Origin of the sequence: Bradyrhizobium sp., from assembly GCF_049798375.1 — a bacterium.
GTDB lineage: Bacteria > Pseudomonadota > Alphaproteobacteria > Rhizobiales > Xanthobacteraceae > Bradyrhizobium.
Genome location: NZ_JBARGP010000060.1, coordinates 1 through 19,504, shown reverse-complemented (window position 1 = coordinate 19,504; position 19,504 = coordinate 1). Strand labels below are relative to the sequence as shown.

The 19,504-nt window shown below is 64.2% G+C and carries 19 protein-coding genes; 9 read left to right on the top strand and 10 right to left on the bottom strand.

Annotated elements, in window-relative coordinates:
* The first annotated feature begins 472 nt into the window (after nucleotides 1–472).
* From WA702_RS02435 to soxA, 8 genes are all read left to right on the top strand, one after another.
* The gene (locus tag WA702_RS02435) at nucleotides 473–1,885 is read left to right on the top strand and encodes an MFS transporter (protein WP_425108930.1); all 1,413 of its coding nucleotides are present in this window, start codon (nucleotides 473–475) and stop codon (nucleotides 1,883–1,885) included.
* 154 nt (nucleotides 1,886–2,039) lie between these two features.
* The gene (locus tag WA702_RS02430) at nucleotides 2,040–2,489 is read left to right on the top strand and encodes a (2Fe-2S)-binding protein (protein ID WP_425108941.1); all 450 of its coding nucleotides are present in this window, start codon (nucleotides 2,040–2,042) and stop codon (nucleotides 2,487–2,489) included.
* 11 nt (nucleotides 2,490–2,500) lie between these two features.
* Nucleotides 2,501–4,684 (top strand): molybdopterin cofactor-binding domain-containing protein, encoded by a 2,184-nt coding sequence (locus tag WA702_RS02425; RefSeq protein ID WP_425108929.1) that lies wholly within the window; start codon nucleotides 2,501–2,503, stop codon nucleotides 4,682–4,684.
* A gap of 321 nt (nucleotides 4,685–5,005) precedes the next feature.
* The gene (locus tag WA702_RS02420; RefSeq protein ID WP_425108928.1) at nucleotides 5,006–6,238 is read left to right on the top strand and encodes an FCSD flavin-binding domain-containing protein; all 1,233 of its coding nucleotides are present in this window, start codon (nucleotides 5,006–5,008) and stop codon (nucleotides 6,236–6,238) included.
* Between the two features lie 46 nt (nucleotides 6,239–6,284).
* Nucleotides 6,285–6,671 (top strand): sulfur oxidation c-type cytochrome SoxX, encoded by a 387-nt coding sequence (gene soxX / locus WA702_RS02415; protein WP_425108940.1) that lies wholly within the window; start codon nucleotides 6,285–6,287, stop codon nucleotides 6,669–6,671.
* Nucleotides 6,672–6,677: 6 nt separating this feature from the next.
* A complete protein-coding gene (locus tag WA702_RS02410) occupies nucleotides 6,678–7,163 on the top strand; it encodes a SoxY-related AACIE arm protein (RefSeq protein WP_425108927.1) in 486 nt (161 codons plus the stop codon).
* On the top strand, nucleotides 7,163–7,486 hold the full coding sequence (soxZ, locus tag WA702_RS02405; protein ID WP_425108926.1) for a thiosulfate oxidation carrier complex protein SoxZ: 324 nt from the start codon (nucleotides 7,163–7,165) through the stop codon (nucleotides 7,484–7,486). Before WA702_RS02410 ends, soxZ begins: the two co-directional genes overlap by 1 nt.
* A complete protein-coding gene (gene soxA / locus WA702_RS02400; RefSeq protein ID WP_425108925.1) occupies nucleotides 7,486–8,262 on the top strand; it encodes a sulfur oxidation c-type cytochrome SoxA in 777 nt (258 codons plus the stop codon). Before soxZ ends, soxA begins: the two co-directional genes overlap by 1 nt.
* A 98-nt stretch (nucleotides 8,263–8,360) precedes the next feature.
* On the opposite strand, the gene WA702_RS02395 is transcribed toward soxA, so the two are convergent.
* The 8 genes from WA702_RS02395 to WA702_RS02360 form a co-directional block, all read right to left on the bottom strand.
* Entirely contained in the window at nucleotides 8,361–9,131 is a 771-nt protein-coding gene (locus WA702_RS02395; protein ID WP_425108924.1) for a methyltransferase domain-containing protein, read from the bottom strand.
* Between the two features lie 151 nt (nucleotides 9,132–9,282).
* Nucleotides 9,283–9,972: a cysteine hydrolase family protein gene (locus WA702_RS02390; RefSeq protein ID WP_425108923.1), complete on the bottom strand. Its 690-nt coding sequence runs from the start codon at nucleotides 9,970–9,972 to the stop codon at nucleotides 9,283–9,285.
* A gap of 144 nt (nucleotides 9,973–10,116) precedes the next feature.
* Entirely contained in the window at nucleotides 10,117–11,163 is a 1,047-nt protein-coding gene (locus WA702_RS02385) for a S1C family serine protease (protein WP_425108922.1), read from the bottom strand.
* 66 nt (nucleotides 11,164–11,229) lie between these two features.
* Nucleotides 11,230–12,474, bottom strand: a complete 1,245-nt coding sequence (locus WA702_RS02380) for a c-type cytochrome (RefSeq protein WP_425108920.1) — start codon at nucleotides 12,472–12,474, stop codon at nucleotides 11,230–11,232.
* 8 nt (nucleotides 12,475–12,482) lie between these two features.
* Complete coding sequence (locus WA702_RS02375) at nucleotides 12,483–14,249, bottom strand: GMC family oxidoreductase (protein ID WP_425108919.1); 1,767 nt, start codon at nucleotides 14,247–14,249, stop codon at nucleotides 12,483–12,485.
* Nucleotides 14,249–15,040 carry a gluconate 2-dehydrogenase subunit 3 family protein gene (locus WA702_RS02370; RefSeq protein ID WP_425108918.1) on the bottom strand — a complete coding sequence of 264 codons (792 nt, stop codon included), beginning with the start codon at nucleotides 15,038–15,040 and terminating at the stop codon, nucleotides 14,249–14,251. The genes WA702_RS02375 and WA702_RS02370 overlap by 1 nt, the downstream gene beginning before the upstream one ends.
* 92 nt (nucleotides 15,041–15,132) lie before the next feature.
* The gene (locus WA702_RS02365; RefSeq protein ID WP_425108917.1) at nucleotides 15,133–15,582 is read right to left on the bottom strand and encodes a hypothetical protein; all 450 of its coding nucleotides are present in this window, start codon (nucleotides 15,580–15,582) and stop codon (nucleotides 15,133–15,135) included.
* Between the two features lie 7 nt (nucleotides 15,583–15,589).
* Entirely contained in the window at nucleotides 15,590–17,188 is a 1,599-nt protein-coding gene (locus WA702_RS02360; RefSeq protein ID WP_425108916.1) for a GMC family oxidoreductase, read from the bottom strand.
* A gap of 246 nt (nucleotides 17,189–17,434) precedes the next feature.
* On the opposite strand from WA702_RS02360, the gene WA702_RS02355 reads away from it, so the two are divergent.
* Complete coding sequence (locus WA702_RS02355) at nucleotides 17,435–18,208, top strand: thermonuclease family protein (RefSeq protein ID WP_425108915.1); 774 nt, start codon at nucleotides 17,435–17,437, stop codon at nucleotides 18,206–18,208.
* A 317-nt stretch (nucleotides 18,209–18,525) separates the two neighbouring features.
* Here the strand turns inward: WA702_RS02355 and cyoD are convergent, their stop codons facing one another.
* On the bottom strand, nucleotides 18,526–18,921 hold the full coding sequence (cyoD, locus tag WA702_RS02350; protein WP_425108914.1) for a cytochrome o ubiquinol oxidase subunit IV: 396 nt from the start codon (nucleotides 18,919–18,921) through the stop codon (nucleotides 18,526–18,528).
* The coding region (cyoC, locus tag WA702_RS02345; RefSeq protein WP_425108913.1) for a cytochrome o ubiquinol oxidase subunit III at nucleotides 18,918–19,504 on the bottom strand (587 nt) is incomplete at its 5' end. The genes cyoD and cyoC, both read right to left, overlap by 4 nt.

Sequence of the window (19,504 nt, the reverse complement as noted above, 5' to 3'; positions counted from 1 at the left end):
GGATGCGGTGGGCGCATCGGGTTGCGGCGTGATCTATCACGCGGACGAACGATCCGGTGCGCACGGCGAAATCGTGTGGTCCTGGCGTCCCGGTGCTGACGCCGAGCGCATCGCGCATCGCGCGTTGTCGTGACACGGGGGCAAGAACGCCGGTCCCCGAGGAGAGCGCGTATAAGCCGTAAAGCCATCGCGCAGGGAAGGCCGGATGTCCGGCTCGTACCTGTGGTTCTGCCGCGTGCTTTTTGTTGCACGCGGACCATGGGTGCGAACGGCACCCGGCCTTCCCTGCGCCCTCTCGATTAGAGCGGGTGAAGCGTCCTGCAAAACTCGGGCAAATCCGGCCGCGAGAACGCGGCACCATGAGGTGTTCGGCCGCGCGCATACGGCCATGCGCTGGCCTCAGTGGAGTTAGGCCGGTCCGGTGTATATGGCTCGGCTAGATGTGCGCTTCGCGCGAACTGAAGGGCCAGGAATGTCCAACCGCCAGCAAGCCGCCAAGGACAAAGCGAGAGATGCCGGCGCGGTTGCGACCGACGGCTTGCCCTGGGAGCAGCGCCGCTGGGCGATCGCTACGCTCTTCACCGCGCTGGCGATGGCCTCGCTCGACACCGCGATCGCCAACATTGCCCTGCCCGCGATCTCGATGGACCTTCACGTCAGTCCGGCGGAAGCCGTCTGGGTGGTGAACGTCTATCAGATCGCGCTGGTCGCAACGCTGCTGCCGCTCGGCGCGCTCGGCGAGATCGTCGGCCATCAGCGCATTTATCTGTGCGGGTTGCTGCTGTTCACGCTGGCCTCGGTCGGCTGCGCCATGGCCTGGTCGCTGCCGAGCCTGCTGGTCGCCCGCACGCTGCAAGGCCTCGGCGCCAGCGGCATCATGGCGGTGAACGCGGCGCTGGTCCGCTTCGTCTATCCGAGCCGGATGGCCGGCCGCGGCTTCGGCCATAATGCGTTGGTCGTCGGGATCGCCTTCACGCTCGGTCCGACCATTGCGTCGGCCATTCTCGCGCTCGGCCCCTGGCCGTGGCTGTTTGCGGTCAACCTGCCGTTCGGCGTAGTCGCGATGCTGATCGGTGTCCGCATGCTGCCGCCGACGCCGCGCACCGGCCACGCCTTCGATCTGCCCGGCGCGCTATTAACGTCATGTTGCCTCGGCCTGTTCATCATCGGCATCGGCAGCGCCGCCCATGGCGCCACCGCGGTTACCGTCATCATCGAGCTTGCCGCAGCCTTGGTGCTTGGCGTCTTTCTGCAGCGGCGCCATGCCGATCATCCGGCGCCGATGCTGCCGATCGACCTGTTCCGCCGTGCACTCTTTGCCCTCTCCGCGGCAACGGCCGTTTGCTCCTTTGCCGTGCAGGGGTTGGCCTTCGTGTCGCTGCCGTTCTACTTCGAGGACATCCTGCATCGCTCGCAGGTCGAGACCGGCTTCTTCCTGACGCCCTGGCCGCTGGTGGTCGCGATCATGGCGCCGATCGGCGGCCATCTCTCCGATCGCTATCCGGCCGGACTGCTCTGCGGCGCCGGGCTCGTGCTGCTCGGCATCGGCATGGCATTGCTGGCGCTGCTGCCGGGCGATCCCAGCGTCGCTAACATCGTCTGGCGGATGGTGGTGTGCGGCATCGGTTTCGGCTTCTTCCAGACCCCGAACCTGAGGGCGATCATGGCAAGCGCGCCGTCGCATCGCAGCGGCAGCGCCAGCAGCATGGTCGCGACCGCGCGATTGATCGGACAGACCACGGGTGCGGCGCTGGCCGCGCTCTGCTTCACCCTTGCCGGTCACCAGGGCGCAACCCTGGCGCTCGCGCTCGGCGCGGGCTTTGCCGCGTTCGGCAGCGTGATGAGCTTCCTGCGGCTCGCCGTGCCGCCGGCACGCGGCGCATGACTCGCGACAACACCAGGCGGCCACACTTCTTCCGCGTTGAAACTAAGCATTTTCAGCGTCGCGGACGCGGATTCTTGATTTGAACGATTCCAGCATCCGGTCCAAGTTCGCGGCCGCAGTTCAACTGGCGAGTTGAATGAACCGGGGATATGCGATGGCAAACCTGACGATCAATGGAAAGACGTTCGATCTCGATGTCGAGCCCGACACACCGCTGTTGTGGGCGATCCGCGAGAACGCCGGCCTGACCGGCACCAAATATGGCTGCGGCATCGCACAATGCGGTGCCTGCACCGTGCATATGGATGGCGTCGCGGTGCGCTCCTGCGGCATCAGCGTCTCGGAAGCGAGCGGCAAGACGATTACGACCATCGAGGGCCTCGCCAGCAACGGCGTGCTGCACAAGGTGCAGCAGGCCTGGATCGACAACGACGTGCCGCAATGCGGCTACTGCCAGAGCGGCATGATCATGGCGGTGGCGGCACTGCTGAAGGACAATCCAAAGCCGACCGATCAGGATATCGACGACGCCGTCACCAATATCTGTCGCTGCGGCACCTTCCAGCAGGTGCGCGAAGCGATCCATGCCGTGACGAACGCGTGAGGGAGGCAGCCATGAACAAGCATGTTGTTGCGCCCAGACTCGATCGCCGTGCTTTCGTGATCGGTGCAGCCACGCTCGGTGGCGGCCTTGCGCTCGGTCTCGATATTCCCTTCGGCCCGGAGCCCGTTCGCGCCGCCGATGGGACACCCGAGGTCAATGCCTGGGTGGTGATCCGCCCCGATGAGACAGTCGTGGTCCGCATCGCCCGCTCGGAGATGGGCCAGGGTACGCTGACCGGCTTGGCCCAGCTCGTCGCCGAGGAACTCGAATGCGACTGGAGCAAGGTGACGACCGAATATCCGACGCCAGGCCAGAACGTCGCCCGCAAGCGCGTCTGGGGCGAATACTCGACCGGCGGCAGCCGCGGCATCCGCACCTCGCAGGACTATGTGCGCAAGGGCGGCGCTGCCGCGCGCATGATGCTGATTCAGGCCGCGGCCAATACGTGGAGCGTGCCGGCCTCCGAATGCACGGCAGCTAATAGCGTCATCACCCATACGCCGTCCGGCCGCACCACGACCTACGGCAAGGTCGCGGAAGCCGCGGCCAAGCTGACGCCGCCGACCGACGTCAAGCTGAAGGACCCAAAGGACTGGAAGCTGATCGGCAAGGGCGTCAAGCGGCTCGATACCGCCGACAAGGTCACGGGCGCGATGATCTACGGCATCGATTTCAAGCTGCCGGGCATGCTCAACGCCGCGATCAAGGATTGCCCGGTCACCGGCGGCAAGCTGAAGAGCTTCGACGACGCCAAGATCGCAGGCATGAAGGGCGTCAAGAAAGTGGTGCGGGTCGAGGATACCGCGGTCGCGGTCATTGCTGACACATGGTGGCACGCCAAGACCGCGCTCGACGCGTTGCCGATCGTCTGGGACGAAGGCCCGAATGCCAAGGTGTCCTCAGCCTCGATCGCGCAATGGCTTGCCGAGGGCCTGGACTCCGGTCCGGCCTATGTCGGTAACCAGAATGGCGACGTGAAGAATGCACTTGCAGGCGCCGCCAAGAAAGTCGAGGCCGTCTATAACTATCCCTACCAGAACCATGCCAACATGGAGCCGATGAACGCGACAGCGCTCTACACGGCCGACAAATGCGAGGTCTGGTGCGGAACGCAGAACGGCGAAGCGGCGTTTGCCGCGGTGCTGGAGGCGACCGGTTATTCGGCCGACAAATGCGAAGTGCACAAGCTGATGCTCGGCACCGGCTTCGGCCGGCGCGGCCAGACCGACTACGTCCGTCAGGCGGTGATGATCGCCAAGCAGATGCCGGGCACGCCGATCAAGCTGCTCTGGTCGCGCGAAGAGGACATGACACATGGCCGCTATCACCCGATCACGCAGTGCAAGCTGACCGGCGGTCTCGATGCGGACAATAATTTGACGGCGCTCCACATGCGGATCTCCGGCCAGTCGATCCTGTTCAGCCTGCGGCCGGAAGCGCTGGTCAACGGCAAGGATCCGGCCACCTTCGCCGGCCTCAACGCCAATGGCGATGCCATGATCGGCTATTCGGTGCCGAACCTCTTGGTCGAGCATTCCATGCGCAACCCGCACATCATTCCGGGCTTCTGGCGCGGCGTGAATGTGAACCACAACGCCATCTACCTGGAATGCTTCATGGACGAGCTGGCGCACGCCGCGGGCCAGGACCCGCTGGAGTTCCGGCGCAAGCTGATGGACAAGCATCCAAAGCATCGCGCGGTGCTCGATGCGGTGGCCGAAAAGATCGGCTGGGGCACCGACGCGCCAAAAGGCGTCTATCGCGGGCTGGCACAACTGCATTCCTACGGCAGCTACGTCGCAGCCGCCGCGGAAGTCTCGGTCACCGATGGCACCAAGATCAAGGTGCACCGGGTCGTCGCCTCCACCGACCCCGGCTACGCCGTCAATCCGGCGCAGATCGAGCGGCAGATCGCGGGCTCCTTCGTCTATGGCCTCTCCGGCCTGTTCTATGGCGGCTGCACCGTGAAGGACGGTGCCATCGAGCAAACCAACTTCGACACCTACAACTCGATGCGCATCAATGAGATGCCGAAGGTGGAGTCGATCATCATGCCGAGCGGCGGCTTCTGGGGCGGCGTCGGCGAGCCGACCATCAGCGTCGCCGCGCCCGCGGTGCTGAACGCCTATTTCGCCGCGACCGGCAAACGCATCCGCTCAGTGCCGCTGCGCGACCAGAACATCGGCTTTGCCTGATGGGAGATCGTCGATCTATGTTGAGCAGCCAAACTCCTAGGGACGAGGTGCGGTGCGCTCCCTCTCCCCGTTCTTACGGGGGCGCGACGAGCTTCGCTCGCGCTGGGAGGGCTGGGGTGAGGGGCAGCCGCCCGTTCGGTGGCAGTTGTTAGACCTGTACCCCCTCACCCGCATCGCGTCTGGCGATGCGATGCGATCTCTCCCCGCAAGCGGGGCGAGGTTACACTGAGGGCGCCGCACCAGCAGAGAAACACACACTATACCGGACTTATGTCGATTATCTCAAAGCAGATGCTGACCCGCAGGCAAATTGTAGCCGGAATGGCGGTCACTGCAGGCGCGCTTGCTCTTCCCTACGTGGCGCATGCGCAAGCCTCCGCGCGTGTCATCGTGATCGGCGGCGGCTTTGGCGGCGCGAGTTGCGCACGCGCGCTGCGCAAAGTTGATCCCAAGCTCGACGTTACCTTGATCGAGCCCAACGCGACCTTCACGTCTTGTCCTCTGAGCAATGAGGTCATCGCGGGCTTGCGCGACATCGCCGCGCAGCAGTTCACCTACGGGAAGATTGCAGCCGAAGGCGTGCGCGTGATCGCGCAGGCCGCCAGCGCAATCGACCCGCAGGCGCATAAAGTGACGCTCACCGATGGCAGCGCGCTCGCCTACGATCGTCTGGTGTTGTCACCGGGCATCCACCTCGATTTCAAGGCCATCCAGGGTTATGACGAAGCTGCGGCAGACAAGATGCCGCATGCCTGGAAGGCCGGTGCGCAGACGCTGCTGTTACGCAAGCAAATCGAGGCGATGGACGATGGCGGCGTAGTCGCGATCGCCGTGCCGGCCAATCCGATCCGCTGCCCGCCCGCGCCGTACGAGCGCGCCAGCCTGATCGCGCATTATCTGAAAGCCAACAAGCCACGTTCGAAGGTGCTAATCCTCGATGCCAAGGACGAGTTTTCGCAGCAAAGACTGTTCGAGCAGGCCTGGAGCGCGCTTTATGGCGGGCTGATCGAACGCATTCCGCTATCGCAAGGCGGACGGGTTACCGAAATCAATCCGGCTGATCTCACTATCATCACCGAATTTGGCAACTATAATCCGCAGGTCGCCAACGTCATTCCGCCGCAGAAGGCCGGACGCATCGCGGCCGCAGCCGGCGCTGCCGATCACACCGGCTGGTGTCCGATCGATCCCAAGACCTTCGCCTCAAAGCTCGTGTCCGATGTCCATGTGATCGGCGATGCCTGCCTCGGCGGCGGCATTCCAAAATCGGCTGCGGCCGCGCAGGCGCAGGGCAAGGCCTGCGCTGCCATTATCGCAGCTCAGCTCGTGGGTAAGACGCCGGAAAGCCCGACCTTGACCGGCGTCTGCTACAACACCGTCGCACCCGGGTACGCGTTCTCGCTGGCCGGCGTGTACCAGCCCAAGGGCGAGATCTTTGGCGAGGTCGAAGGTGGCAGCACCAGCCCGGTCGACGCCCCCCGTGAGGTCAGGGCCAAGGAGGCGGACGCGGCCATCGCCTGGTACAAGACGCTGACGGTGGGCGCCTTTGGCTAGGTCGCTCGCCATCGCCTGCCTTGTCATCCTCGCCTCCCCTGTCGCGATGGCGCAGTCGCTCGCCAACTACGCGATCTCAGGGGATGGCATTGATCAGTCCCTGACGGGCGCGCCAGGCGATGCAGCGCGCGGGCGTGCTTTGGTTGCCGAGCGCTCGTCGACCTGCATCCTCTGCCATTCCGCGCCACTGCCGGAGGTCCGGTTCCAGGGCGATCTGGCGCCGAACCTCGCAGGCGCGGGCAGCCGCTGGAGCATCGCTCAGTTGCGGCTACGGCTGGTCGATGCCTCGCGCCTCAATCCGGCAACCATCATGCCGTCCTACTACCGCGTCGATGGATTGGAACGGGTCGGTCACAGCTGGCAGGGCAAGCCGATTCTTTCGGCGGACCAAATCGAGGATATCGTGGCCTATCTCGCATCCCTGCGCGACTGAGACCATATGAAGATGATGTTCAGGAACCACATCTCACGCCGCCATCTGCTGCAGTTCGCCAGCAGTGCTGCCGTGTGCAGCGCATTGCCTGTCGTCACCACGCGCCCCATGAGCGCAACGCCCGCGATGCTGGCCTCCGCGATCCGCGACCTCGTCGGCGAAGCCACCGTTAAGGTCGGCAAGGTCAAGCTCGAGATTCCGCCGCTGGTCGAGAACGGCAACACGGTGCCAATGACGGTGACGATCGACAGCCCGATGACATCAGACGACTACGTCAAGAGCATCCACGTCTTCAACGAGAAGAACCCACAGCCGAACATCGGCAATTTTCATCTGGGTCCGCGCGCCGGCCGCGCCAAGGTCGCAACTCGCATCCGGCTCGCCGACAGCCAGAAGGTGACCGCGGTCGCGCAGCTTTCGGACGGCTCGTTCTGGTCGGGCAGCGTCGACGTCATCGTCACGCTCGCCGCCTGCACCGAGGAGGTGCCGTAATGGCCTCCGCCCTCGTCAATGTACCGCCCAAGGCCAAAAAGGGCGCTGTTATCGAGATCCGCACCCTGATGTCACACATCATGGAGCCGGGCTACCGCAGGACGGCGGAGGGCAATCTCGTGCCGCGCGACATCATCACCAGCTTCACCTGCCGCTTCAACGGCGAGGAGATCTTTCGCGCCGATCTGTTTCCGGCGATCGCGGCCAACCCGTTCCTCTCCTTCTTCACGGTCGCGACCGAGAGCGGCAAGTTCGAGTTCGAATGGATCGGCGACAACGGCTTTGTCGCCAACGCTTCCGCCGCAATCACGGTCGAGGCATGATGCGCCTGCGCTGCCTGCTCTTGTTAGCTGCGGTCGTAACCGCCCTGCCCGCGCTGGCAGCGGAGATTCCGGCCGCCGAGCGGCGCTCGGGTTACAGCTTCATGACATCAGACACCAAGGCGATGCAGGACGACGACACCGCCAATCCCGGCATGCTGTCGGTGATGGACGGCGAAGCGCTATGGAATACGAAGGTCGGCGAAGCCAACAAATCCTGCGCCGATTGCCATGGCGATGCGGCCGGGAGCATGAAGGGCGTCACCGCGCGCTATCCGGCCTTCGACAAGGCGCTCGGCCATCCCGTCGATATCGAGCAGCGCATCAATCTCTGCCGCAGGGATCATCAGCAGGCGAGCCCGTTCGCCAATGAGAGCCGCGAGCTGCTCGCGCTCGCCGCATTCATCGGCAAGCAATCACGGGGGCAGCCGATCACATCGGGCGACGACGAGGCGTTGGCGCCGTTCGTCGCCCGTGGCCAAGAGCTGTTCATGCGGCGGCAGGGCCAGCTCAACCTCGCCTGCGCCAACTGCCACGACGACAATTGGGACAAGCATCTCGCCGGCGCTCCGATCACGCAGGGACAGCCGAACGGGTATCCGGAATACCGGCTGGAGTGGCAGGCGATGGGCTCGCTCGCGCGGCGCATCCGTAGCTGCATGACCGGCATCCGCGCCCAGGCCTTCGACTTCGGCTCGCTCGACATGGTGGCGCTCGAGCTTTATCTGATGTCACGCGCGCACGGCATGACCATGGAGACCCCGGCGGTGCGGCCGTGAGTTTAGTTGCTGTCGTTGCGAGGAGCCGGAGGCGACGAAGCAATCCAGACTTCCCGCGTGATGCTGGATTGCTTCGCTTCGCTCGCAATGACGAACGCTCAGTCCTTCGCCTGCACAACCATGAACATGCGCCGAAACGGAAACAGCGTCTGGCCGGCGGCATTGCGCGGATAGGCTTTTGCGACCTGCTCGCCATAGGCGGCTTCGAACGCCGCCTTCTCGTCGCCCTCCAGCACATCGAGATAGCGCGTCAGCCACGTGCCCTTGGTCCATTCCTTGACCGGGTTCTCGCCTTCGAGCACCTGCAGATATTCGCTCTCCCAAATGTCAATGTCGGCGGCATGCGGCGCCAGCACCTCATGATAGAATTGCGGCTCGTGCACCGGCGGCGGCGTCACCAGATGTTCGACCTTTCCACGCCAGGGACCGGTGAGTGCAGTCTCGGCGATCAGGACATGCGATGGCGCCAGGAAGTTGCGCGGCATCTGAACAGCGAGGAAACCGCCAGGTGCAACGTTCTTCATGATAGCAGGAAACAACTTGGCGTGGTCGGGCAGCCAATGCAGCGCCGCGTTGGAATAGACCAGATCGTAGCGCTTCGATGGCTGCCAGGAGGCGAGATCCGCGTGCTGCCACTCGACATCGGGCGCGGCCTTGCGCCCCGCGGCCACCATTTCTGCGGAGCCCTCGATGCCCGTCACCTTAGCATTCGGCCAGCGCTGTTTCAGCAGCTTGGTCACATTGCCGGCGCCGGCGCCGAGGTCGACGATGGTGTCCGCCGGAAAATCCGGGACACGCGCGAGCAGGTCGAGCGCCGGCCGCAGCCGGTGGCCGGCGAATTTGAGATATTGCTGCGGATTCCAGACCATGGCGCCAACCCTGTCGTCTTGATGCGATGGCTGGTTCTATGATCCAGGCCGTCGCAGCTCAAGCCGAAGGAAAGCTGAAGGGAGCCGTAGTAAAACTTGCGCTGGCAGAATCTGCCCGCAGCGGCAGGCACTTCAGGACGCGCCGCCTGCTCTACGCATTGATGGCCTCGAGCACCGCGGCTGATCCCGCGACCCAGCCGAAGATGCCGCCCTGGGCCTTGATCATCTTCAACCCCATGTCGTGGAATTCAGGAAAGTAGGAGGCGCAGCCGTCCGCGATCACGACGCAACGGTAGCCGCGGTCGTTGGCCTCGCGCACGGTGGTGTTGACGCAGACTTCGGTGGTGACGCCGCACACCAAGAGGTTCTCGATGCCGCGCTGCTTCAGCACGTCCCCGAGCTGGGTCGCATAGAACGCGCCCTTGCCAGGCTTGTCGATCACGACCTCGCCCGCGACGGGATAGAGCGCGGGAATGATGTCGTGGCCGGCTTCGCCCCGAATCAGGATGCGACCCATCGGGCCGGGATCGCCGATGCGCAGAGATGGCGCACCGCGCTCGACCTTGGCCGGCGGCGCGTCGGACAGATCGGGCAAGTGCCCCTCCCTGGTGTGGATCACCAGCATCCCTGATTTGCGCGCTGCCGCGAGCACTTTGCTGATCGGCCCGACCGCGCTTGCCAGCTGCGAGACATCGTTGCCGAGCGTCTCGCCGAAGCCGCCAGGCTCCAGGAAATCGCGCTGCATATCGATGATGACGAGCGCCGTCTTCCTCCAATCGACCATGATCGGCTCCGGCTCGGCCTTCACCATACCGATTGCTGCTGGTGTGACATCAGTCATGGCGGCTCCCCCTGCTCGACTTCGCTCGCCGTGAAAACAAGCAAACGCCATGCCATTGCATACAAGGATGCGCAGCAAAGGAGCGCCCAAACGAAAGATGCCGCCTAAAGGCGGCATCTCCGTATTCAAACCAGATTGCGTGGGTTACGACGCCAGCGCCTGCCGCGGCACCGGCTTGCGCTCGACCAGATGGACGTCGAACTCGCGCAGACGGCCCAGCCGCAGCACGTCCATCGACACGGTGCGATCGATGCGGTCGCGATCCAGCACCCGGATCAAATCGTCGACGCCGTGGATGTCGACGCCGTCGAGCTTGATCATGACGTCACCGGGCAAGAGGCCGGCGCGCGCCGCCGGCCCGTCCGGCTCGATCTGCATCAACAATGCGCCCATCTTGTTCTCGACGCCGGCCAGCACCGCATGCCGCCGCGGGATCGGCGCGGTCTGTCCGGAGACGCCGATATAGGCGCGCCGGACATAACCGTGCCGGATGATCTCCGACAGCACGAATTGCGCGGTGTTGCTGGCGACCGCGAAGCAGATGCCCTGCGCGCCCTGGATGATGGCGGTGTTGATGCCGATCACCTCGGCCGCGGACGACACCAGCGCGCCGCCGGAATTGCCGGGATTAAGCGCCGCATCGGTCTGGATCACGTCCTCGATCGTGCGCCCCGAGACCGAGCGGATCGAACGGCCGAGCGCCGACACTACGCCGGCGGTCACGGTCGACTCGAAGCCGAGCGGATTGCCGATCGCGACCACCAGCTGACCGCGCCGCAAGGTCTTGGAATTGCCGAGTGACGCGTATGGCAGGTCGCGCGAGCCGTTGGCGCGCAGCAGCGCCAGATCGGTATCGGCATCCACGCCAAGCACATGCGCGTCTGTCACGACCCCCTCGGTGTCGCGCAGCCGGATCTCTTTCGATGCGCCGACCACATGGCTGTTGGTCAGCACCAGGCCGTCGGGCGAGATGATGATGCCAGAGCCGAGACCACCGCCGCGCTGGCCCGGCGCGGATCCGGCTTTGGGACCGGTCTCGATACGAACGACGGCCGGACCCACACGCTCCGTCACCGAGATGACGGCGTTGGAATAGGCGTCGAGCAAGGCCTGGTCGTTGATGGGAGAAACTTCAGACGTTTGCGCCGGCGACAGGTTATCGCCGGCGAAATCAGAGGTAAAATCCAACATGGCGATTTCCTTTGCCACATCAGATGGGTAGCTGCCCCCTGTCACGCAAGGGAGCAGCAGGGCCGGCTAATCGGCCGCGCCAGTCACGTTGCCGCGCACCGCCTTGACGGCATCTGCCGTCACCGGCGAGGCGGCGTTGCCAAAGCTGTTGCGGACATAGGTGACGACGGCGGCGATCTGATCGTCGTTGAGACGAAAGCCGAGCGAGGGCATCGCAGGTCCGGTCGGCCGTTGGTCGGTCGCCGCGCCACGGCCGCCGGCGATAATAATGCGAATGAGCGACGTCGGATCGTCTTGGGCCACGATCGTGGCGCCTGCGAGCTTCGGGAAGACGTGTTCGATACCGGAGCCGTTTCGCACGTGACACGCCGAGCAGGTGTCGACGTAGATCGCCTCGCCGACCTTCATCCGGCCGTCATCGGCGGAGACCGGGCTCGGCGCCGGCGAACCGGTCGCGCCACGCTCCTTTAGATAGACCGCCATCGCCTTCAGATCCGCATCCGACATCTTGGAGGTCGAGTTTTCGACGACGTCCTTCATCGGGCCGGAGGCGATCACGCCACGGGCCTGCCCGACTTTCAGATATTGCACGACGTCGTCGACCGACCATTTGCCGAGGCCGGCCCGGGCATCGTTGGTGATATTAGGCGCGGTCCAATTGTCGACCTGGCCGCCTTGCAGATATTTGTCGCTCTTGTTGGCGCCGAACGCGTTGAGCGGCGTGTGGCAGGCGCCGCAATGGCCGAGACCCTCGACCAGGTAGGCGCCGCGGTTGAACTCCTCGGACTTGTTCGGATCGGGCTTGAAGACGCCAGGTGTGAAGAACAGCGCGTTCCAAGCCGACATCGAACTGCGAATGTTGAACGGGAACGGCAGCGTGTTGCGGTTGACCGTGTTCGAGACAGGATCGAGCGAGCGCAGATACGCGAAGATCGCATCCGAATCCGCCCGCGTCACCTTGGTGTAGTAGGTGTAGGGAAACGCAGGATACAGCCGGGTGCCGCCCGGCCGCTTGCCTTCATGCATGGCCCGGGCGAAATCGTCCGCGCTCCAGCTGCCGATGCCGGTTGCATTATCGGGCGTGATGTTCGGCGTCATGATGGCGCCGAACGGTGTCTGCAGCGCAAGTCCGCCGGCGAACGGCGTGCCGCCCGGCGCGGTGTGGCAGGCGACGCAGTCGCCGGCCGTGACCAGCGCCTTGCCGCGCGCAACGTCGACGTAATTGTCGGAATCCGCAAGCGCCGCGCTTGGCATCGCCAACAACGCCAGCGCGAGCAGATAGCGCGGGCGCAGGGTGGCTATCTGCTTCACGATCGAGCTCATTTCTGCACCAGCGCGCCAGGCGATTTCAGATATTTGTTCAGGATCGCGTCCAGCGCCCAATAGGTCAGAGCGCCGACCGTACCGGTCGGGTTGTAACCGGCGTTCTGCGGGAAGGCGGAAGCGCCGGTCACGAACACGTTCGGCACGTCCCACGACTGCAGATAGCGGTTGAGCACGGAGGTCGTGGGATCGCTACCCATCACCGTGCCGCCGGTGTTGTGGGTGGTCTGATATGGGATCACCGACCAAGGTCCGTTGAGCCGATTGATCGTCGCGGTCTTCGCACCCATCGCCTTGGCGATCTCCTCGCAACGCTCGGCCATGAAGTTGGCCATCTTGCGCTCATTCTCCTGGTAGTCGAAGGTGATGCGCATCAGCGGGCGACCCAGCGGATCCTTGTAGGTCGGATCGAGATCGATGTAGTTGGCGCGGTAGCTCATGACGCTGCCCTGCGCGCCGACGCTGGTGACGCGCTGATAGGTCTCGTGCACCGCCTTCTTCCAGGCCGCCCCCCAGGTCGGGGTGCCCTTCGGCGTCGGGTGGTACATGATCGGGCGGCCATTGGTGTAAGCGTTGGTGATCGACGCGCCGCCGACGAAGCCGTGCGGTCCGTGATCGAAATTGTCGCTGTTGTAGTCGTCGAGCGCGCAACCGAGCGAGCCGGCTGCCGCGAACGGGTTGAACTTGGCGTCCTCGAAGAACGCCGTCGAGCCCGAGCCGGTCTGGTAGGCGTAGTTGCGGCCGACGACACCTTCGTCCTTGGCCGCATCATAGGGCTTGCCGATGCCGGACAGCAGCAGCAGGCGCACGTTGAAGATCGAGAAGGCGCAGACCAGGACGAGGTCGGCGGGCTGCTCCCATTCCTCGCCATTGGCGTCGACATAGGTGACGCCGGTCGCCATCTTGCCGTCGCCGGTGAGGTTGACCTTCATCACCTCGCATTCGGTGCGCGCCTCGAAGGTCGGCTCGCGCACCAGCGCCGGCAGCACGCAGGTCTGCGGCGACGACTTCGAGGAGTTCGCGCAGCCGAAGCGTTCGCAGAAGCCGCAATAGGTGCACGGCGCCATGCTGCAGCCGTACTGGTTGGTGTAGGCCGACGACAGATTGGCCGACGGGCGCGGAAACGGGTGCAGACCCATTCCGCTCGCCGCCTTCATGAACAGCTCTTGCGAATAGCCCTGCTTCATCGGCGGCGTCGGGTATTCGTTGGCGCGCGCGCCTTCAAACCTGTTACCGCCGGCCTGAATTGCACCCTTGAGATTGCCGGCTTTGCCGGAGACGCCGAGGCAGCGCTCGAACTGGTCATAGAACGGCTCGAGCTCGTCGTAGCTGACCGGCCAATCCTGGATGTGATTGCCCTCGGGCAGGATGCCCTCGCCATAGCGCTCGGTCATGTGGCTGCGGATGCGGAAGTCATCCGGCAGGAAGCGCCAGGTCTGGCCGTTCCAATGCATGCCGGCGCCGCCGACACCGTTGCCGGGCAGGAAGCTGCCCCATTTGCGGATCGGCAGCGCCGTCTGCGACGAGTTGTTGCGCATCGTCATGGTTTCCTGGCGCGGACGCAGGAACATCTCGTGGCGTACGCCATAGCGCAATTCGTCAGGCGCGGTGCCGATGTTGAAATCGGCCGCGGTGTCACGCCACGGACCACGTTCGATCGCGACGACGTTGAGCCCGGTGCGGGCAAGCTCGAGCGCCAGAATCGATCCGGTCCAACCGAGGCCGACGATGACGACATCCTTACGGGGAAGACGACGGGCCATTAGCGAGCTCCCCAGGTGGAACGGCCCTGCAGAGCCACGGGCGGCAGCGTGTAGGTTTTGTTGGGATTGTCCATCACATCACGATAGTCGTAGCGGACGCCGGGGAAGCCGATCAGCTTCCAGCCGGCCATGTCCTTGTTGCCGCCATAGATCGGATCGGCGAAATAGCCTTCCATCGTGTTGGCGTAGACGGTGGAGAACAGCATGCGGCTGGAGAAGCCCTCGAACTTCACGTCGCCCTTCTCCATGCCGGCGAGCAGCTTGTCCTTGTCGTCGTTGGAGAGATCGGCAAACGCATGACCGCCGAAATTGGCCTTGCAATAGGCCGTGAGCGCCGCGAGCCCCTGGCGATATTGCTGCCGCGGCGTCAGGGGTGATTGCAAGCCCTGCGTCGGCAGCGGCTTGTCGGCGAATGGGCCTTGCATATAGAGCCAGTCGTGACCGCCATAAGGACCCATCAGTTGGCGATCGATGAAGGTGGTAACGCCAGAGTCCTTGGCGCCCGGCCCGAGCTCGTCGGTCGGGATCAGCCGGTCGACGATTGCGTCCACGACGGCCGCTTCATCCGCAGTAAAGAACAGCCAGCCACCTGGCACGACCGGCGTTACGGGATAGGCCTCGTTCGGCCGCCACGGCAGCACCTTGGTGACAACCCTGGCCGTCGCCCCTGAGGTCGTGATCAACAGCGCGGCGGTGGCGAGCAGGCTGCGCCGCGACATGCCTGAATGTTTGGGTTGCTCTGCCGGCCGCGCGAATTTGGCGCGCATCGCCGAGCGATCGTCCGTTTGCATCTCTGACCCCCAGCCGGATCCGAATGATCCGATCTGGAAGCCTTCTTAGACAGATTCGTAAACAAATCCGTTGCCAATCGAATGCAATTCCATCATGGCGCCCTGCGCCACATCGGGGCGCGCGCCCTGACCACGTCGAGGAGCGACCAGTCGCCCTGCTCGAGCTGATGTCCCCTCGGGAACGGCGCGCGCGGTTCCAGATCGAGCGAAGTCAGCACACGATCATCGCGATAGTAGCACTGCAGGACCACGCGGCTGAGCGTCGCGGCTGCCACGCCGCCGGTTGCGCGAAAATCCGCGACCACGGCATCGCGTCGCGCAGAATCCAACATGGCGAGCGGCTGGCCCGCTAGACGTGCGAGGTGATCGAGCGCGGAACGCACAGCAGGCCCATCTCGACCGAGAGTTGCAATGATGTCGGCCTGGATCGCCGCGTCGTCGGCACCGGGCATGCGATATTCCACGCTTGCCGGAATCATTATGCCCGCAATCGTGCGCAAGTCTTGGCGTTGCGCTTCGGTCAGCTGCTCGTTCGACTGCATGGCGGCCTCAATCAAAGAGGTTGGCGAGGCGCTGCTTCATCTGATCGGCGATGTAGAGCGCGATGGCCTGGATGGTGGAGGTCGGATTGACGCCGCCCGAGGTGACGAACAGGCTGCCGTCGACGATGAAGAGGTTCTTCACGTCATGCGTACGGCCCCATTCATTGACCACGGAGCGTTCGGGATCGGTGCCCATCCGCGCAGTGCCGAGCAGATGCCAGCCGCCATAGAGGATCGGCGAGTTGACGTTGATGTCGGTGGCGCCGGCAGCTTCGAGAACCTGCTTCGCCCGCGCGATGCCATGCGCCATCATCTTCGCGGAGTTCTCGCCGATCGTGTAGTCGACGCGCGGCGCCGGAATGCCGTGACTGTCCTTCAGCACCGGATCGAGCGTGACGCAATTGTGCTCCTCCGGCAGGTCCTCGCAGATTGCCGAGATCGCGAGACGATGGCCGTTGAGCTTGCGGAACACCGCGTGATGCTCGGCGCCCCAGGGCAGGATGCCCTTGGCTTCGCTGGCGACGGCCTCGAACACCGGGCCTACGCCGCGACCGAACTGGAAGGCATAGCCGCGCACGAAGCCGCGCGAGAGATCGGTCTCGTAGAACTCCTTGCTCCACAGGCAGGTTGGCGGCGCGCGGTTGCTGTCGGTCGGCTCGTCGACATAGCCGTAGACTTGCGCATAGGGATGAAACATCAGGTTCTTGCCGATCAGGCCGGAGCAATTGGCGAGCCCGTTTGGAAAGCGGCCGGAGGTTGAATTCAACAACAGCCGCGGCGTGCCGATGCCGTTGCAGGCGATGATTACCATCTCGGCTGGCTGAAACTGCTCGACGCCGTCCTCGTCATAATAGATGACACCGCTCGCCATGCCGTCGTCATTAGTCGTGATCTCGCGCACCCGGCAATGCGTGCGCAGCTCGACACCGGCACGCAGCGCCGCCGGCCAATAAGTGATATCGGTCGAGGCTTTCGCGCCTTGTGCGCAGCCCGGCGTGCAATGGCCGAGATTGATGCAGCGCGCCCTGCCCTCGTAGTCCGTGGTGGCGACCGTCGTATCCGACGGCCACCAATGCCAGCCGAGCTTGTTCATGGCCTTGGCGAACCGCGCGCCGGAACGGCCCAGCGGCAGTGGCGGCATCGGCGGCTGGGTCGGCGGAAACGCCGGATCGCCCGAGAGCCCCGACACGCCCATCATGCGATCGTTCTCGGCAAAAAACGGCACCAGGGTGTCGTAATCGATCGGCCAGTCGTCGGCGACGCCATCGAGCGTGCGGACGCGGAAGTCCGACGGATGCAGGCGCGGCCAATGCGCCGTGTACATCACGGTCGAGCCGCCGACGCCGTTGAAATTGACCACCTTGATCGGCGAGTGGTCGTCGTTAACAGGATAGTCCTCTGCTCTGGCGCGGATGTTTGGGCTCGGCGAATAATCGCCATAGAAGCGCGCTTCCCAGTCGCGTCCCGTGCTCGGGTATTCTGATGGCTTCATCCAGCCACCCTGCTCGAGGCAGAGGATGTGCATCTTGGTCTCGGCCAAGGACCAGGCCACGGCTGCGCCGGAGGCGCCCGCGCCAATGATCAGAACGTCGACGGGATCGTTCATTTCCAGGCATTGCTCCGTTTTGCTGCCGCGTCTAGTTGCCGCGTCTTGTTGCCGTGTCTTGGTACCGTGTCTTGGGCGCGGTCAGATCATTGGCCCGCGGCGCGGTCGCCGCGGCCGACTGCGACGATAGAGGCAGAACGGATGTGTCGTCAAAGGCCCATCACCGTGCAATGGATTGGTCCGGCGATGGGCCGGTATGCTAGGAGAGCTTGGCACGCTTCCGGCGCCCTCAAGGGAATTCGATCTATGCAATTGCGAAATGCGCTGTTTTCAGTTTGCGCGACATTGCTGCTCAGCTTTTTGCTGCCGGCAGCAGCGGCCCAGGCCACCAGCACCACCGTCAGGGATGGCGATACGATTCAGATCGGCGATACCGCCTACCATCTTGATGGCATCGATGCGCCGGAGCTCGATCAGCTCTGCATCAACGAGCAGGCCGATCCCTGGACTTGCGGCATCGACGCGCGCGACCGATTGAGCAGGCTGATTGGCGGCCGCTCAGTCCACTGCGACGATCTCGGGCCGGACAAGGGGCGCCGCGGCCGGCATCTCGGGCTCTGCACCGCAGATGGCGACAAGGTCAGCCTCAACCAGCAGGCGGTGCGATCAGGCTTTGCCGTCAGCGTCGAGCCGGCGGTCAAGGTTCACACCAAGGATGACGCCGCAGCGGCCAGGAATGCCACCACAGGCATCTGGAAGGGCTGCTTCGCGCTGCCTGCCGATTTCCGCATCGGCAAGAAGGATGGGGCGCTGCTCGGCGCCTCCTGCCGTCCCGACCGCGACCGCGAGGTCCGCGCCGTGCTGTTTCCCGATGCGCCGGCCGCGCCGCCCGGCTGCACCATCAAGGGTAAGCTCGCGCTTCGCGCGCGAGTGACCGGCAATATCGGCGTCTACCACCTGCGGGGCTGCCCGAGCTATCCGGGGATCACCGAGCCGGAGCGCTGGTTCTGCGCGGAGGACGACGCCCGCGCCGCCGGCTTCCGCCGCGCTTATAATTGTCGGCCGGGCAAGGGGAAGTAAAACCAGTAGGCTGGGCAAAGCGAAGCGTGCCCACCATCCCAACAACAATTTGCATCTCGGAAAGACGGTGGGCACGGCGCTCTGCGCCTTTGCCCACCCTACGCGCGCAACTCGTGAGTTTCGTCGTTGCGAGGAGCGAAGCGACGGGGCTGTCAGGAAATAGACAGAAACGAGAACAAGTTTCGTAACAGATCGAGTCTAAAACCGAATCGAAGCAAGAACCTTGTTCACGTTTTTGTCTAAAAACTTACAGCCCCGACGAAACAATCCAGACCTTGCTCTCGGCTCTGGATTGCTTCGCTCGCAATGACTCCCCCTCACCGCTGCATCTGCATCAACTGATCCATCGGCATCATGTTGTGGTTGAGGTGATCCATGATCCAGATCGAGCCGCCGACGACCAGAAACACGATTAGCAGGCCGAATGCCAGCGCCAGCACGTTGTTGGTGTTGTCGGGTCCGGTCGTGATGTGCAGGAAGAACACGATGTGGACGCCCATCTGCGCGATCGCGAGCACGACGATCGCGACGGGAATAGAGGGCTGCCAGACCAGGTCGGTGCCGGCAATGAAGAATGAGGTCGCCGTCAGCAATATCGCGAGAGCGAGGCCGAGCGAATAGCCGAGAACCCGCGAGCCGAGACTGCCATGCTCCTCTTCGCCCGGTGCGACGTCGATTTCATGCGCCTGACGGCCGTGCACTTGTTCGCTCATGCCGCACTCCCGAGCAGGTAGACGACGGAAAACACCGCGACCCAGATGATGTCGAGCGCGTGCCAGAACAGCGCAAAGCACAGGATGCGGCGCTGGATATCGGCGCGAAAGCCCTTGGCGACGACCTGGGCCATCATGGTCAGGAGCCAGAGAATGCCGGCGGTGACGTGCAGGCCGTGGCAGCCGACCAGGCTGAAGAAGGACGACAGAAACGCGCTCCGGCTCGGGCCCGCGCCGCGCTCGACCAGATCGATGAATTCGATGGCCTCGAGCACCAGGAAGCCGGCACCGAGCACGGCGGTGACCGCCATCGAGACCTGAAACCAGAGAAAATTGCGCAGGTCGGCCGCGATGCTGGCCATGCCGCAGGTGAAGCTCGACAGCAGCAGCAGCGCGGTTTCGATCGCGACGTTCTTCAGATCGAACAGCTGGGCGCCGCTCGGTCCGCCATTGGTCTGTCCCGCGAGCACCGCATAGGTCGCGAAGAAGCAGGAGAACATCACGATGTCGGAGAGCAGGAAAATCCAGAAGCCGAAGCCGGTCACGATCCGCTTCGGTGCTGGTCCCTCGTGCTCGACAGGAT